General features: G+C 66.9%; 11 protein-coding genes. 4 read left to right on the top strand and 7 right to left on the bottom strand.

Annotated features, from left to right (window positions below; all coding sequences use genetic code 11):
- Window positions 1–9 precede the first annotated feature (9 nt).
- The 4 genes from AC5P7I_RS13385 to lpdA all read left to right on the top strand — a co-directional run bounded on the left by AC5P7I_RS13385 (window position 10) and on the right by lpdA (window position 6,667).
- Window positions 10–906 carry a GNAT family N-acetyltransferase gene (locus AC5P7I_RS13385; RefSeq protein WP_262087976.1) on the top strand — a complete coding sequence of 299 codons (897 nt, stop codon included), beginning with the start codon at window positions 10–12 and terminating at the stop codon, window positions 904–906.
- A 186-nt stretch (window positions 907–1,092) separates the two neighbouring features.
- Window positions 1,093–3,924 (top strand): 2-oxoglutarate dehydrogenase E1 component, encoded by a 2,832-nt coding sequence (locus tag AC5P7I_RS13380; RefSeq protein WP_014647701.1) that lies wholly within the window; start codon window positions 1,093–1,095, stop codon window positions 3,922–3,924.
- A 40-nt stretch (window positions 3,925–3,964) separates the two neighbouring features.
- Complete coding sequence (sucB, locus tag AC5P7I_RS13375; protein ID WP_014647702.1) at window positions 3,965–5,167, top strand: dihydrolipoyllysine-residue succinyltransferase; 1,203 nt, start codon at window positions 3,965–3,967, stop codon at window positions 5,165–5,167.
- Between the two features lie 63 nt (window positions 5,168–5,230).
- Entirely contained in the window at window positions 5,231–6,667 is a 1,437-nt protein-coding gene (gene lpdA / locus AC5P7I_RS13370; RefSeq protein ID WP_014647703.1) for a dihydrolipoyl dehydrogenase, read from the top strand.
- 148 nt (window positions 6,668–6,815) lie between these two features.
- Here lpdA and AC5P7I_RS13365 read toward each other — a convergent pair whose 3' ends face one another.
- The 7 genes from AC5P7I_RS13365 to asnB all read right to left on the bottom strand — a co-directional run bounded on the left by AC5P7I_RS13365 (window position 6,816) and on the right by asnB (window position 15,792).
- A complete protein-coding gene (locus tag AC5P7I_RS13365) occupies window positions 6,816–7,064 on the bottom strand; it encodes a hypothetical protein (RefSeq protein WP_053495588.1) in 249 nt (82 codons plus the stop codon).
- On the bottom strand, window positions 7,061–7,273 hold the full coding sequence (locus AC5P7I_RS13360; RefSeq protein ID WP_032958903.1) for a hypothetical protein: 213 nt from the start codon (window positions 7,271–7,273) through the stop codon (window positions 7,061–7,063). The genes AC5P7I_RS13365 and AC5P7I_RS13360 overlap by 4 nt, the downstream gene beginning before the upstream one ends.
- A 210-nt stretch (window positions 7,274–7,483) precedes the next feature.
- Entirely contained in the window at window positions 7,484–9,076 is a 1,593-nt protein-coding gene (locus AC5P7I_RS13355) for an alkaline phosphatase D family protein (protein WP_262087977.1), read from the bottom strand.
- Complete coding sequence (locus AC5P7I_RS13350) at window positions 9,076–11,319, bottom strand: TonB-dependent receptor family protein (protein WP_262087978.1); 2,244 nt, start codon at window positions 11,317–11,319, stop codon at window positions 9,076–9,078. The genes AC5P7I_RS13355 and AC5P7I_RS13350 overlap by 1 nt, the downstream gene beginning before the upstream one ends.
- A gap of 173 nt (window positions 11,320–11,492) precedes the next feature.
- Window positions 11,493–12,923, bottom strand: a complete 1,431-nt coding sequence (locus AC5P7I_RS13345; protein ID WP_014647708.1) for a replicative DNA helicase — start codon at window positions 12,921–12,923, stop codon at window positions 11,493–11,495.
- Between the two features lie 298 nt (window positions 12,924–13,221).
- Window positions 13,222–13,782 (bottom strand): NADPH-dependent FMN reductase, encoded by a 561-nt coding sequence (locus tag AC5P7I_RS13340; protein ID WP_014647710.1) that lies wholly within the window; start codon window positions 13,780–13,782, stop codon window positions 13,222–13,224.
- Window positions 13,783–13,848: 66 nt separating this feature from the next.
- The gene (gene asnB / locus AC5P7I_RS13335) at window positions 13,849–15,792 is read right to left on the bottom strand and encodes an asparagine synthase (glutamine-hydrolyzing) (RefSeq protein WP_197557531.1); all 1,944 of its coding nucleotides are present in this window, start codon (window positions 15,790–15,792) and stop codon (window positions 13,849–13,851) included.
- Window position 15,793 lies beyond the last annotated feature (1 nt).

The raw sequence follows: 15,793 nt of genomic DNA, 5'->3' as shown, positions 1-15,793 counted from the left end.
GCCATCGTCATGATCCGGGTCCAGCAGGTCAGCCACGCCGACGCCCACGTTGCCATCCACGACGTGCGCCAACGCGTGTTCGTGCAGGAACAGGGCATCGCCGCCGAGCTGGAACGCGATGCGCTGGACCCGGTCAGTGCCCATGTGCTGGCACTGGACAGTGACGACCAGCCGGTCGGCACCGGCAGGCTGGCTCCGGACGGCCGCATCGGCCGCATGGCCGTGCTGGCCACCCATCGCAGCAACGGGGTCGGCGAGGCCCTGCTGGAGGCACTGGTCGAAGCCGGGCGCCGGCTCGGCCTGGCCGAACTGCACCTGCACGCCCAGCTGCCCGCGCGCGATTTCTATGCACGCCAGGGCTTCCTGCCCGAGGGCGAGGTGTTCGAGGAAGCCGGCATCGGACACCAGCAGATGCGCCGCCGGCTGGGCGTGGCCAGCGCCATCGACAGCCGCGCCGAGGCGGTGGCGATCACCACGGCCATCATCCACCGCGCCCGTCGCCAGCTGTGGCTGCACAGCCGCCAACTGGACCCGGGGCTGCTCGACGCGCCCCCGGTACAGTCCGCCCTGCGCCGCTTCGTCACCGCCCGCCACGACAAGCAGCTGCGGGTGATCGTGCACGACGCCGCCGCGATCGCGTCTGCCGGGTCGCCGCTGCTGGCGCTGGCCCAGCGCCTGCCCAGCGTGATCCAGTTCCGCGAGGTCAGCGATCCGGTCGACCGCGCGCTGGCCTCGGCCTGCCTGCTCAACGATGCGGGCGACTTCTACTTTCGTCTGATCGGCCATCGCCTCGACGGCGAGGCCGGCATCGCGCTGCCAGCACGTTCGCAGCCGTTCGAGCAGCAATTGCAGCGTGTCTGGGACCGTTCGCGCGTCTGCAGCGAACTGCGTGCGCTCGGCATCTGAGTCGGCACAGCCGACCGAACCTGTCTGGAACCGGCATCGGCGGACGCGGGATACCTGTGGTGGTGCCCCTTCGTGTCCGGTTGGGGGTACAATTTGGCTGTTTGAACGCGCCCGCGCAGGGCTATTCATCTTCCTGCCGGGTCCTTCTGAAGCCATACCCCACAAAGCGAATCAACACCCTCCATCGTGGACAATCAACTGAAGCAGTTTGCGCAATCTTCGCAACTCGCCGGCGGCAACGCCTCCTATGTCGAGGACCTGTACGAGCAGTACCTGGTCTCCCCGGATAGTGTCGATCCCAAATGGAAAACCTACTTCGACGGCTTCAAGGGCCGCGAAGCAGGTGACATTCCGCACTCGGCCGTCATCTCCCACATTGCGGACGCGGCCAAGGATGCGCTGAAGGCCGGTACCGGTAACGGTGCAGGCGACGAGCGCGAGCGCAATGTCGGTCGTCTGATCACCGCCTACCGTTCGCGCGGCCACCTGGACGCCCGCCTCGATCCGCTGGGCCTGGCCGCACCGGTCAACACCCCGGATCTGGGCCTGCCGTTCCACAGCCTGTCCGATGCCGACCTCAACAGCGAGTTCAGCACTGGCGGCGTCGGCGGCCAGCCGCGCATGAAGCTGCGCGACCTGCTGGCACGCCTGAAGGCGACCTACACCGGCTCGATCGGTGCGGAGTTCATGCACATCTCCGAGGTCGAGCAGCGCCAGTGGATCTACAAGAAGCTGGAAGCGGCCGGTGGCAACTACCAGCTGGACGCTGACACCCAGCGCCGCACCCTGGAGCGCCTGACTGCGGCCGAAGGCCTGGAGCGCTACCTGCACACCAAGTACGTCGGCCAGAAGCGGTTCTCGCTGGAAGGCGGCGATTCGCTGATCCCGATGATGGACACCATCATCCGCAACGCCGGCAAGGATGGCGTCAAGGATGTGGTGATCGGCATGGCCCACCGTGGCCGCCTGAACGTGCTGGTCAACACCCTGGGCAAGAACCCGCGCAAGCTGTTCGACGAGTTCGAAGGCAAGTTCGAGCACGACGAGCACGCCTCGGCCGGCGACGTGAAGTACCACATGGGCTTCTCCGCCGACGTCGCCACCGATGGCGGCCCGGTGCACCTGGCGCTGGCGTTCAACCCGTCGCACCTGGAAATCGCCGACCCGGTCGTGGCCGGTTCCGTGCGTTCGCGCCAGGAGCGCCGCAAGGACACCGCGCGCAAGCAGGTCATGCCGATCCTGATCCACGGCGACGCGGCCTTCTCCGGCCAGGGCGTGGTCATGGAACTGTTCCAGATGTCACAGGCCCGCGGCTTCGCCGTCGGCGGCACCGTGCACATCGTGGTCAACAACCAGGTCGGCTTCACCACCTCCAACCCGCTGGATACGCGTTCCACGCGCTATGCCACCGACGTGGCGAAGATGATCGCCGCGCCGGTGCTGCACGTGAACGGCGATGACCCGGAAGCAGTGGTGTTCGCCGCACAGCTGGCCTTCGAATTCCGCCAGACGTTCGCCAAGGACGTGGTCATCGACCTGATGTGCTACCGCCGCTGGGGCCACAACGAGGCCGACGAACCGGCGATCACCCAGCCGCTGATGTACCAGGTGATCCGCAAGCACCCGACCACCCGCGAGATGTACGCCGAGCAGCTGGAAAAGGCGGGCGTGATCGCCGCCGGCGCCGGCAAGGCGATGGTCGATGCCTACCGCGAGAAGCTGGACGCCGGTGAAGTGACCACCGAGCTGGCCAAGGTCGAGAAGACCCCGCCGAGCAGCCCGCTGTTCGTCGATTGGCCGAAGCTGCTGGAAGGCAAGCTGTCCGACCCGGTCTCGACCAAGGTCGAGAAGAACAAGCTGGTCGAGCTGGCCAAGCTGATCAACACCATTCCCGATGAAGTGCAGCTGCACTCGCGCGTGGCCAAGGTCTATGACGACCGCCGCAAGATGGCCGCCGGCGAGATCCCGGGCGACTGGGGCTTTGCCGAGAACCTGGCCTACGCCACCCTGCTCGACGAAGGCCATGCACTGCGCCTGGTCGGCCAGGACGTGGGCCGCGGTACGTTCACGCATCGCCACGCGATCCTGCACGACCAGAAGACCGACAACTACTACATGCCGCTGCGGCAGCTGGTGGATTCGCCGGAGAAGGCCACCGTCATCGATTCGCTGCTGAGCGAAGAAGCGGTGATGGCCTACGAGTACGGCTTCTCCACCACCGATCCGAACACGCTGTGCATCTGGGAAGGCCAGTTCGGCGACTTCGCCAACGGTGCCCAGGTGGTGATCGACCAGTTCATCGCCGCCGGTGAAGCCAAGTGGGGCCGCATTTCCGGCCTGACCCTGCTGCTGCCGCATGGCTATGAAGGGCAAGGCCCGGAACACAGCTCGGCGCGCCTGGAGCGCTTCCTGCAGCTGTGCGCGCTGGAGAACATGCTGGTGGTCGTGCCGTCGACCCCGGCCCAGGCCTTCCACATGCTGCGTCGCCAGCTGCACATGACCACCCGCAAGCCGCTGGTGGTGATGTCGCCGAAGTCGCTGCTGCGCCACAAGCTGGCCGTGTCGACCCTGGACGAGCTGGCCAACGGCGAGTTCCAGCACCTGATCGGCGACGCCAACGCAGACGCCAAGAAGGTCAAGCGCGTGGTGCTGTGCTCGGGCAAGGTCTATTACGACCTGCTGGAGGACCAGATCAAGCGTGGCCAGGACGACGTGGCGATCATCCGCGTGGAGCAGCTGTATCCGTTCCCGCGTGCGCTGCTGGCGGCCGAACTGAAGAAGTACGGCAAGGCCACCGACGTGGTGTGGACGCAGGAAGAACCGCAGAACCAGGGCGCGTGGTACCAGATCCGCCACCATCTGCAGTTCTGCCTGGCCGATGGCCAGAACCTGCACTACGCCGGTCGCGCACGTTCGGCCTCGCCGGCTGCCGGTCACATGGCTGACCACGTCCGCGAGCAGCAGCAGCTGATCGCCGACGCACTGGTCAACCCGTTCAACGACACGTTCGCTGAATAATCCTCCCCCTATTTAGAAGACAAACCAGGAAGCTCCCGCAATGGCCACCGAAGTCAAAGCCCCGGTACTGCCCGAATCCGTCGCCGACGGCACCATCGCCACCTGGCACAAGAAGGTGGGCGACGCTGTCAAGCGCGACGAAAACCTGCTTGACCTGGAAACCGACAAGGTCGTCCTGGAAGTGCCGTCGCCGGTCGACGGCGTGCTGAAGGAAATCAAGTTCGCCGAAGGCTCGACCGTGACCTCCAGCCAGGTCGTGGCGATCATCGAGGAAGGCGCCGTTGCAGCTGCTCCGGCACCGACCGCCGAGGCCGCTCCGGCCGCTGCTCCGGCCGCCGCCGCTCCGGCTCCGGCCGCTGCCGCTGCGCCGGCCCCGGCCGCCAAGTCGGCCGCCGATGCGCTGCCGCCGGGCGCCCGCTTCACCGCCATCACTGAAGGCGTGAACCCGGCCGATGTCGACGGCACCGGCCGTCGCGGCGCGGTCACCAAGGAAGACATCGTCAACTTCGCCCGCAACGGCGGCGCCGGCAAGGCCGGTGGCGCACGCCCGGAAGAGCGCGTGCCGATGACCCGCATCCGCAAGCGCATCGCCGAGCGCCTGATGGAGTCGAAGAACTCCACCGCGATGCTGACCACCTTCAACGAAGTCGACCTGTCCAAGGTGTCGGCGGCGCGCAAGGAACTGCAGGACGAGTTCGTCAAGGCACACGGCATCAAGCTGGGCTTCATGAGCTTCTTCGTGAAGGCCGCCGCCAACGCGCTGCAGCGCTTCCCGCTGGTCAACGCTTCGATCGACGGCGACGACATCATCTATCACGGCTACTCGGACATCTCGATCGCCGTCTCGACCGAGAAGGGCCTGGTCACGCCGGTGCTGCGCAACGTCGAGCGCATGTCGTTCGCCGACATCGAGAAGACCATCGCCGACTACGCCAAGAAGGCCCGTGACGGCAAGCTGGGCCTGGAAGAGCTGCAGGGCGGCACCTTCACCGTGACCAACGGCGGCACCTTCGGTTCGCTGCTGTCGACCCCGATCATCAACCCGCCGCAGAGCGCCATCCTGGGCATGCACGCCATCAAGGAGCGTCCGATCGCCCAGAACGGCCAGGTCGTGATCGCGCCGATGATGTACCTGGCGCTGTCGTACGACCACCGCATCATCGACGGCAAGGACTCGGTGCAGTTCCTGGTGGACATCAAGAACCAGCTGGAAAACCCGGGCCGCATGCTGTTCGGCCTGTAAGACACCTCCCGCCCCTCCGCGCCTGCGCGGAGGGGTTCTGGTAATGCATCAAGGAATAATTCAATGGCTGAACAATTCGACGTCGTCGTCATCGGTGCCGGCCCGGCCGGTTACCACGCTGCCATCCGCGCGGCCCAGCTGGGCCTGAAGACCGCCTGCATCGATGCAGCGCTGGGCAAGGACGGCAAGCCGGCCCTCGGCGGCACCTGCCTGCGCGTGGGCTGCATCCCGTCCAAGGCGCTGCTGGATTCCTCGCGCCAGTTCTGGAACATGGGCCACATCTTTGGCGACCACGGCATCAGCTTCAAGGATGCCAAGATCGACGTCGAGGCGATGGTTGGCCGCAAGGACAAGATCGTCAAGCAGTTCACCGGCGGCATCGGCATGCTGTTCAAGGCCAACAAGGTCGCCGCCTACTACGGCTTCGGTGAACTGCAGCCGGGCAACGTGGTCAAGGTCACCCAGCATGACGGTTCCATCGTCGAGCTGAAGGGCACCAACGTCATCATCGCGGCCGGTTCGGATTCGATCGAACTGCCGTTCGCCAAGTTCGACGGCGAGACCATCGTCGACAACGTTGGCGGCCTGGACTTCACCGAAGTGCCGAACCGCCTGGCCGTGATCGGCGCCGGCGTGATCGGCCTGGAACTGGGCAGCGTGTGGAAGCGCCTGGGCGCTGAAGTCACCATCCTGGAAGCCATGCCGGAGTTCCTGGCGGCTGCCGATGCCGAAGTGGCCAAGGCGGCTGCCAAGGAATTCAAGAAGCAGGGCCTGGACATCAAGCTCAATGCCAAGGTCTCCAAGACCGAGATCACCGGCAAGGGCAAGAAGAAGGAAGTCATCGTCACCTACACCGACGCGGAAGGCGAAAAGACCCTGACCGTGGACAAGCTGCTGGTGGCCGTTGGCCGTCGCGCCGCCACCAAGGGCCTGCTGGCCGAAGGCACCGGCGTCAAGATCAACGAGCGCGGCCAGATCGAAGTCGATGCGCACTGCCACACCGGCGTCAACGGTGTGTGGGCAGTCGGCGACTGCGTGCGCGGCCCGATGCTGGCGCACAAGGGCTTCGAGGAAGGCATCGCGGTGGCTGAGCTGATCGCCGGCCTGCCGGGCCACGTCAACTTCGACACCATCCCGTGGGTCATCTACACCGAACCGGAACTGGCCTGGGTCGGCAAGACCGAAGCGCAGCTGAAGGCCGAAGGCATTCCGTACAAGGCCGGCAGCTTCCCGTTCGCCGCCAACGGCCGTGCCGTGGCGATGATCGAGCCGGCAGGCTTCGTGAAGATCCTGGCCCATGCCGAAACCGATCGCATCCTCGGCATGCACCTGGTCGGCGCCAACGTCTCCGAGCTGGTGCACGAAGGCGTGCTGACCATGGAGTTCAGCGGTTCGGCCGATGACCTGGCCCGCATCTGCCACGCCCACCCGTCGCTGTCGGAAGTGGTCCACGACGCGGCGATGGCGGTCAGCAAGCGCGCCATCCACAAGGCGAACTGATCGGCATCATGGTAGGTGCCGACCGTTGGTCGGCACTCACCTGCAGACGAAAAACCCCGCCCCGGCGGGGTTTTTTGTTGCCCGTTTCCCTGTAGCGCCGAGCCCACGCTCGGCTGCCCTGCAAAGGCCGCCGAGCATGGGCTCGGCGCTACACCTTTCCAGCCGGCTTCTTCGGTGGATCCTCACAGACCCTGTGCTGTACCACCGTATCGCCGGCCTTCCATTGCTTGACCACCCGGCAGCGCGCCTCGGCTTTCGGCGCAGGGACCGCCGCTGCATTGGCTTCGTCAGCCGCAGCGCTCTGCTCGCGCTCCAGCCACGCCGACGGGGGTACCGGGGGTGCGGCCAGCACCGGGCCTGGCAACAGGACCAGACCGGCCAGCAGCACCCTCCTCATGCGGGAACCGCCCGGCCGCCAAGCAACCGCGCCGGCAGCATGAACAGCGCGCGCAGGAAGGCGAACAACGCCGAGAAGGTGATGCCGACCAGGCGGAACGGCAGGCTCAGCAGCCACACGAGCGGCCAGGCGATCAGGGCGAGGATCGCCAGCGGCCAGCACAGCACGAACAGCAGGCACCACACACCGAGCGCGAACAGGGTCTTCATCACGGTCTCCTTGGGGCGGCACCCTGCCGCCTGCGGACACCTTGGCGCCCTGCCCTCGCCGCCGGCAAACGGTTTGCGACGAAACCCGGGCTGGGGGCGATGAAATCCGGTGCAGGGCCGTCGTTGTAGAGCCGAGCCCGCGCTCGGCTGCTCTTCGTTGCGATCACAGAAAACCCGCGCTGCGCGCGACAGCCGAGCGTGGGCTCGGCTCTACAGGAGCTGCACCGCGCCCGGGCGGCCATGGGTCACCTGGAATCGCGCCGCGGTACGCACTGCGGCATCCGGGCGCAGCACGCTGTCGGCGAAGCGGAGCTCGGCGTCCACGGTCTGCCGGTTCAGCTGCAGCTCCCACCAGCCGCGGCGGTCGCCGTCGAAATAGCGGATATGCGGGTTCTGCGGAATCGTTGGCCCGTAGTACGGCCCGTACGGCGTGTCGTCGCCGCCACTGCTGATCGCCGGGGCGATGAATTCGGTGGCCACGACCGGCGCGCTGGCCGCGTCGAAATCCAGCTTCAGGTCGTTGACGAAGGTGGAATGCCAGTCGCCGCCCAGCACGATGGCATTGCCCTGCCCGCCCGCCTGCATCGCCTGCAGCAGACGCCTGCGTGCGGCGGGATAGCCATCCCAGGCGTCGTTCCAGAAGCGCTCGCGTGGCGTGCCGCCGTCCAGCCGCAGCTGCGACATCAGCAGCTGCTGCACCACCACGTTCCAGCGCGTGCCCTGCGCGGCGGCCATCGACTGCGTGAACCACGCTTCCTGCCCCGTGCCGAGCATGCTCATGCGCGGATCCAGCGCCGCTTCGCAGCGCGGTGACTCGCCCACACCGCAGGGATTGGCCGGGCGGAACTGGCGGCAGTCGAGCAGGGTCAGCTGTGCCAGATCGCCGTAACGCAGGCGCCGGTGCACGCGCAGGCCGCCATTGCCCGCAGGCGTGCTGCGCATCGGCAGGTGTTCGTAGAACGCGCGGTAGGCCACCGCGCGGCGAACGATGAAGTCCTCGATCGACACGCCGGGCTTCTCCGGATGGATGCCCGAGTAGTCGTTCTGCACCTCGTGATCGTCCCAGATCACCGCGAAGGCGTGTGCGGCATGGGCCGCCTGCAGATCCGGGTCGAGCTTGTACAGCGCGTACTGGTCACGGTAGCGCTCCAGGCTCACCGTCTCGCCACTGAAACGCGCCGCGTCCAGCATGGTGCCACGCACGTTCTGCAGCGGGCTGTATTCATACAGGTAGTCGCCGGCATGCAGCACGAGGTCGACATCGCTCCGTGCGATATCGCGCAGCACCGGATAGTAGCCACTGTTCCAGGCCTGGCAGGTGCACAGGGCCAGCCGCAGCTGCTGCAGCTGCGTGTCCGGTAGCGACGCGGTGCGAAAGTGGCCGACCGCGCTTTCCTCATCGCCATCGCAGGCGAAGCGGTAGTAGTAGTCGCGGCCCGGGCGCAGGCCATTGACCTCCACGTGCACCGAATGGGCCAGCTCCGGCACCGCGGCTGCAGTACCCCGCTGTACCAGCCGGCGCATGCCGGCGTCTTCGGCCACGAACCAGCGCACCGGCACCGCCCGCGACGGCATGCCGCCGCCGTTGAGCGGGTCCGGCGCCAGCCGCGTCCACAACACGGCCCCCTGTGGATCCGGATCACCGGCGGCGACACCAAGGGTGAACGGATCACGCCCCAGCCGCGGCCGTGGGCCGGCCGTGGCCAGCCCCGGCATCGCCGCCAGCGCGATCGCCGCCCCCGTGCCCTGCCACGCCATGCGCAGCAGGCGACGACGGCGTTCCGGATCCACAGGCCCGCGCATCAGAAGCGCACGGTGGCGGTGGCCATCACCTGGCGCGGCGCGCCGACCTGCATGGTCGCCAGGCTGCGGGTCGGGTCGGCGGCGTAGGTGCCGTTGGTGTTGATCGAAGACAGGTAGCGCTTGTCGGTCAGGTTGGTCAGGTTCAGCGCCATGGTCAGGTTCTGCGCCGGGCCCAGCGCGCCGAAGTCATAGGCCACGGAGGCATTGACCAGCCAGTAGCTCGGCACCGACTCGTCGTTGGTATAGGTCACGTAGCGCTTGCCGACGTGGTTGGCCGACAGGCGCATGTCCCAGGGGCCCGGGGTCCAGGCCAGGGTGCTGGCGAACATCCATTCGGGGGTGTCGACGGTCTTCTTGCCGCGGGTCGGCACCACGCCATTGTTCACGTAGTCGTTGTCGTAGGTGCTGTCATTCCAGGACAGCGCGTTGGACCAGGCCAGGTCCTGCATCGGCTTCAGCTGCAGTGTCGCCTCGGCGCCGCGGCTGGTCACCGAACCGACGTTGGAGAACAGCGCCGGGCAGCCGAGGATGCCCACGCACTGGGCGATCGCCAGCAGGCGGTTGTCGAACTTGACGTCGTACACCGCAACCGAGGCTTCATAGCCCTTCCCGTAGCCGCGCCAGCCCAGTTCCAGGGTGCGTGACTGTTCCGGCTTCAGGTCCTGCGCGCTGGCATCGAACGCCGCCTGCGGCACGTTGAACGGGCTGCCCACGCCCAACGCGTAGGCGGCGATGTTCCTGGCGAACGAACCGAAGATCTCGTTGCCTTCGTTGAGCTTGAAGTTGAATCCCGCCTGAGGCAGCAGGCCCTTCTTCGAAGTCAGGCTGCTGTTGTTGGCATAGCTGCCCAGTGGCGTGCGCACGCGGGTGCGGGTGTGCGGCGACTTCACACCGATGTCGATGGTCAGCCGGTCATCGAACAGGCGGAAGCGGTCCTGCACGTAGAACTGGCGGGTAATGGTGGTGTAGCGCTGGTGCCACACGCGCTGGTCCGGGTTGCGCAGGAAGAAGTCGTCGGTGACCGGGCCGTCGATGTAGTAGAAGTTGCGCTGCACGCTGTGGCCGTTGTCCTCGTACCAGAGGCCGGCTTCCAGGTCGTGGCCGCCGACGTTCCAGGTGAACGCCGAGGTCACGCCGGTACGGTCGATCGCGTACTCGGTGGTGCGGATCGAGATCGGAATCTCGCGACCGGTGCCCGGGTTGGACGGATTGGACGGGCTGAACCAGTGGCCCTGGCCACGGTTGCTGTGGTTGTAGACGTTGACCTTCAGCCGCATCGACTCGTTCAGGCCGAAATCGCCGGCGATGCTGGACAGGTCATCGTTGCGCAGGCCGTGGCCGGAGTAGTACGCATCCCAGGGGCTGTTGACGCCGCCCGTGAACCTGCCGCGCGCGGCGGCGACGGCACGATCCCAGTCCGGCGCGTAGTTGTCCCAGTCCCAGCCAAGGCGATCGATCATCTCCAGCGACAGGTCCTGGTAGTCCGCCTCGACGCGGCGCGAGGCGTTGAACAGCGCGGTGATCCTGCTGTCCGTTCCGAAATTGTAGGTGGCCTTGCCGTTGAACTGTTTCAGCTCCTGCGAGCCCTTGCCCTTCCACTTGTCGCCTTCGGAGTACACGCCGGACAGATAGGCCGCAAAGCCCTGGTGCTCACCGGTCTCCAGGCGCGCATAGCTGCGCCGCGCGCTGTCGCTGCCGAAGCCCTGCGCCAGCACCACGCCGTACTCGGTGGACGGATCGATCGAATAGAACTGGAACACGCCACCGAGGTTGCTGGTGGACGGCGTACCCAGCGCGCCGATGCCGGTGGACACTTCGGCTCCGCCCAGGTTCTCGCTGATCACGGCACGGCTGATGTGCAGGCCGTTGCTGTTGCCATAGGCCATGTTGCCCAGCGGGATGCCATCGAGCGTGTAGCCCAGGCGGCTCTGGTTGAAGCCACGCAGGCTGATGGTGGTGGACCATTCGTAGGCGCCGGTGGCATCGGCCGACTCGAAGTGAACGCCCGGCTTGCTGGCCAGCAGCTTCAGGGGGTTCGCACCGGGCGGCAGGATCTTCATGTCCTCGGCGGTCACGCGCTGCACCTGGCGGGCTTCGCCGCGGCCGATCACCGAGATCGAATCGAGGGTGGTCGCCGACGGCGCGTCGGGGGCGGGGGCGGGTTCAGCGGCAGCGAGCGACGGCAGCGAAGCACAGACCAGCAGGGCCAGCAGATTGCGGCGATGCGAAGCGTGGGACGACATGGAGGTGGATTCCTTGGGCACGCTGGACGCCGAAGGGCGGCGTCGAAGGGCAGCAGCGGCGGAATCGTAGAAGCGGCGCGTTACATGTCATTTACACGCCACATGCGGAATCCTTGCGTTCCGAATGGTTTACCGTCCGGAAGGCGATTGCCGGCCAGCGGCCGGCATGGCCGTTATTCGAACGAGCCGACCGAATCGTGGGCCAGGTTGTCGAAGCGGGTGTACTCGCCGAAGAACTTCAGCTTGCACGAGCCGGTCGGACCACCACGGTGCTTGCCGATGATGATCTCGGCCAGGCCCTTGTCCGGCGAGTTTTCCTTGTTGTAGTAGTCGTCGCGGTAGATGAACACGATCATGTCCGCGTCCTGCTCGATTGCGCCCGACTCGCGAAGGTCGGCCATCACCGGGCGCTTGTCGGTACGCGTTTCCAGCGAGCGGTTGAGCTGTGACAGCGCGATCACCGGCACATTCAATTCCTTGGCCAGGCCCTTCAACGAACGCGAGATCTCCGAGATTTCGGTCGCGCGGTTTTCGCTGTTGCCGGGCACGCTCATCAGCTGCAGGTAGTCGATCACGATCAGGCCGAGGTCATGCTCGCGCTTGAGGCGGCGGCACTTGGAGCGCAGCACTTCCGGCGACACGCCCGGCGTATCGTCGATGAAGATCTTGGTTTCCTTCAGCATCTTGATCGCGCTGGTGACGCGGCTCCAGTCCTCGTCTTCCAGCTGGCCGGTACGCAGGCGCTGCGCGTTGATGCGGCCATTGGAGGAAATCAGGCGCATCGCCAGCTGCGATGCCGACATTTCCATCGAGAACACCGCCACGCCCTTCTTCGACTTGATCGCCGCGTACTCGGCGATGTTCAGCGCGAAGGTGGTTTTGCCCATGGCCGGGCGCGCCGCGAGGATGATCAGATCGGTCGGCTGCAGGCCGGCGGTCATCGCATCGAAATCGGTGTACCCGGTCGGCAGGCCGGTGATGTTGCCGCCGTTCTCGAAGCGGTTGCGCAGCTCCTCGAATGCATCCTTCAGCGCACCGGGCATGGCCACGAAATCGGTGCGACCACGTGCGCCCTGTTCGGCAATGGCGAACACGCTCTTTTCCGCCGAGGCCAGCAGCTCGCTGCTGTCGCGGCCTTCGGGCTGGAAACCGTCGTTGACGATGTCGGTGCCCACCTGGATCAGCTGGCGCAACACTGCCTTGTCACGCACGATCTCGGCGTAGGCCACGATGTTGGCAGCCGACGGCGTGGTACTGGCCAGTTCGATCAGATAGGCACCATCGCCCACCAGTTCCATCTTGCCCTGCGACTCGAACCACTCGCCCAGGGTCACCGCATCGAACGGACGCTCGCGCTCGGACAGCTCGCGGATCGCCCGATAGATCATCTGGTGGTCGCGACGGTAGAAGTCGCCTTCGGTCAGCTGGTCATTGACCCGGTCATACGCTTCGGGCGCCAGCATCAGCCCCCCCAGCACCGCCTGCTCGGCTTCCACCGAATGCGGCGGTACCCGCAACTGGTCGATGCGCGACTCGTCGCGATCGCGATCGAAGCCATCACCGCGCTCTCTGCGGTTGGAACGGAAGCCGGGACGAGCGGACATGCTGCGGTGTTTCCTGCAAAAGTGGGCCAGACGAGTGTAGGCATGCGCCGACCCCGGCGACCATGGACAAGCCTGTGGATAAGCCGTGGAGAAACGGGGGATATCCGCCGGCGCCTGGCCAGACTGGCGTGGGGGCGTCGCACTGCCTGCGACAGGCGCCATTGCGGCACCCGAGCGGAGCATTATCGCAGATCAGGCGCCACGGGTCGGAGCCCGTCGCTGCGCGTCAGGATCCGACCCCGGGGCGTGGTTGGGGTCGGATCCCTCTGCGACGCAGGGAACTCCGACCCCGCAGGCGTCAATCGCCCTTGACGTGCACCGCGATCAGCGCCAGGAACCGGTCCACGTAGCCCTGCAGGAACTTCTGCGTGCCCTCGTTGTGGATCGTGCCGTCGGCATCGATCAGGCCCTCCTTGAAGTGGATGAACGCCTCGGGCTGCCCAAGCACATGCATGTCCAGGAAGGCCAGGGTGTTGCGCAGGTGCTGCTGGGCCACGGCGGTACCGATCTGCCCGATGGAGGCGCCGATCACCGCCGCCGGCTTGCCGGCAAACGCGCTGTCACCGTAGGGACGCGAGCCGATATCGATGGCGTTCTTGAGCACGCCCGGCACCGACCGGTTGTATTCGGGGGTGACGAACAGCACCGCGTCGGCGGCGCGCACCTGGTCCTTCAGCCGGGTACCCTGCGCCGGGTACTGCGCGTCGAAGTCCTGGTCATACAACGGCAGGTCGCCGATCTGCACGTACTGGAAGCGTGCGCGATCACCGGCGATCTTCTCCAGCGCATGGGCCAGCTTGCGGTTGCACGAGTCCTTGCGCAGGCTGCCGACGAACACGGCGATGGTGGGGACGGACATCGGGACATACTCCTCATGGTGCGGGAGGCCCAGCCTAGTCGCCGGGCCCGTGCAGGCCGGTGAAGATCAGCCGCCCACAATGCCTGCGCGCACCTGCCGCCAATGCGCCTGCCAGGCCTGGAACATCAGCACGTTCCACAGATGGGTATGCCACTTGCGCTGCCCTCCCAGGAACTGCTGCCACAGCGGCTGCACCGCCGCCGCCGACAGCACGCCCTCACGCTCCAGCCGCGCCGGCTGCAGCAGGTCCTCGGCCCAGGGCCGCAGGTCGCCTTTCAGCCAGTCACTGACCGGCGCGCCGAAACCGCGCTTGGGACGGTGCACCATCGAATGCGGCACGTAACGGCCCAGCACGCGCTTGAGCAGCACCTTGCTGGTGGTCTCGCTGCGCTTGAAGCCCAACGGCAGCGACCAGGCGAACTCGGCCACCCGCCAGTCCAGCAGCGGTGCGCGCGCCTCCAGGCTGACCGCCATCGAGGTGCGGTCGACCTTGCACAACAGATCGTCCGGCAGGTAGGTCACGAAATCGGCCAGCATCATCGCGTCGGCCGGCGTACCCGCGCCGTGCAGCGGATCGGCCAGGTCGTAGAAGCTGCCGGCGGCCCGCGCGCCGGTCACCGCCGCGGCCGGGTCGCGCCAGCGCGAGATGCGGTTGCGGTAGACGTCGCCGATGCCACGCGCACCGGTCTCGGCCAGTAGCGCGGCCAGGCCGCCGGTGCGCGAGGCTTCGCCCTGCTGCTGCGCACGCGCGCCCATCCAGCGCCGCAGCGGCCCCGGCACGCGGCCGAGCATCTGCCAGTTGCGCAGCGCGCGTACATACCGGGTATAGCCGAAGAACAGCTCATCGCCACCGTCACCAGACAGCGCCACGGTCACGCCCTGCCGCGCCAGCCGGGCGACCAGCGCGGTCGGCACCTGCGATGCGTCGGCAAAAGGCTCATCGAACATCGCCGGCAACTGCGGCACCACCGCCAGCGCGTCGGCGCCGCTGACGTACAACTCGGTGTGATCACAGCCCAGGTGGGCCGCCAGCTCCCGGGCCAGCGGCGCCTCGTCATGTCCCGAATCGGTGAAGCCGATGCTGAAGCTGTGCACCGGCTGCCCGCTCTGGGCCTGCATCAGCGACGCCACCAGTGAGGAATCGGTGCCACCAGACAGGAATACGCCGACCGGCACGTCGGCCACCATGCGTAGCGCCACCGCGTCGCGCAGCAGCGTGTCCAGCTGTTCCTCGGCGTCCTCGATGCGGCCCTGGAAGGGTGCGGCCAGCGCCGCCTGCATGCGCGCGCGCGCATCCCAGTACAGCCGCTGTGCCTGTTCCGGACGATGCGCGGATGCGCCGGCAGCGACGGCCGCCGCGTCCAGGCGCAACACCCGGCCCGGCATCAGCTTGTAGCAGCGCTGGTGGATGCTGTGCGGCGCCGGGATGTAATCCAGCCGCAGCAGCAAGGTGAGCGCATCGCGGTCGATGTCGTTGTCGAACGCCGGGTGCTGCCAGAGCGCCTTCAGTTCCGAACCGAACACCAGCGTGTCGCCGGCCCAGCCGTAGTACAGCGGCTTCTTGCCGACGCGATCGCGGGCCAGCCACAGGCAGCGCTCCTGGCGGTCCCACAGCGCGATGGCGAACATGCCGTTGCAGCGCTGCAGGGTGTCTTCCACGCCCCATTGCAGGATCGCCGCCAGCAGTACTTCGGTGTCGGAATGGCCGCGGAAGGCATGCCCCAGCGGCTCCAGTTCCTCGCGCAGGGCCGCGAAGTTGTAGACCTCGCCGTTGTAGGCCATCACGTAGCGGCCGTCGGCCGAGGCCATCGGCTGGTGGCCCAGCGGGGACAGGTCGAGGATGCTCAGGCGGCGATGCGCCAGCGCGATGCCCGCCTCGGCATCGACCCAGCTGCCGCCATCATCGGGCCCGCGGTGGTGCAGCGCCTGGCCCATGGCCAGGGCCTGCGCCTGCAGCGCCTCGGCCGACGCCAGCGGCGCCGGCAACAACATTCCCGCCAATCCACACATG

Source organism: Stenotrophomonas sp. YJH_SMC_138 (genome assembly GCF_059369855.1).
This window is presented reverse-complemented; position numbering and strand designations above follow the sequence as displayed.

What these genes read in the sequence shown, in the direction of transcription:
- AC5P7I_RS13385 (WP_262087976.1), top strand. Translation starts at nt 10, where the DNA reads ATGATCCGGGTCCAGCAGGTCAGCCACGCCGACGCCCACGTTGCCATC.
- sucB (WP_014647702.1), top strand. Translation starts at nt 3,965, where the DNA reads ATGGCCACCGAAGTCAAAGCCCCGGTACTGCCCGAATCCGTCGCCGAC.
- lpdA (WP_014647703.1), top strand. Translation starts at nt 5,231, where the DNA reads ATGGCTGAACAATTCGACGTCGTCGTCATCGGTGCCGGCCCGGCCGGT.
- AC5P7I_RS13365 (WP_053495588.1), bottom strand. Translation starts at nt 7,064, where the DNA reads ATGAGGAGGGTGCTGCTGGCCGGTCTGGTCCTGTTGCCAGGCCCGGTG.
- AC5P7I_RS13360 (WP_032958903.1), bottom strand. Translation starts at nt 7,273, where the DNA reads ATGAAGACCCTGTTCGCGCTCGGTGTGTGGTGCCTGCTGTTCGTGCTG.
- AC5P7I_RS13355 (WP_262087977.1), bottom strand. Translation starts at nt 9,076, where the DNA reads ATGCGCGGGCCTGTGGATCCGGAACGCCGTCGTCGCCTGCTGCGCATG.
- AC5P7I_RS13350 (WP_262087978.1), bottom strand. Translation starts at nt 11,319, where the DNA reads ATGTCGTCCCACGCTTCGCATCGCCGCAATCTGCTGGCCCTGCTGGTC.
- AC5P7I_RS13345 (WP_014647708.1), bottom strand. Translation starts at nt 12,923, where the DNA reads ATGTCCGCTCGTCCCGGCTTCCGTTCCAACCGCAGAGAGCGCGGTGAT.
- AC5P7I_RS13340 (WP_014647710.1), bottom strand. Translation starts at nt 13,782, where the DNA reads ATGTCCGTCCCCACCATCGCCGTGTTCGTCGGCAGCCTGCGCAAGGAC.
- asnB (WP_197557531.1), bottom strand. Translation starts at nt 15,792, where the DNA reads ATGTGTGGATTGGCGGGAATGTTGTTGCCGGCGCCGCTGGCGTCGGCC.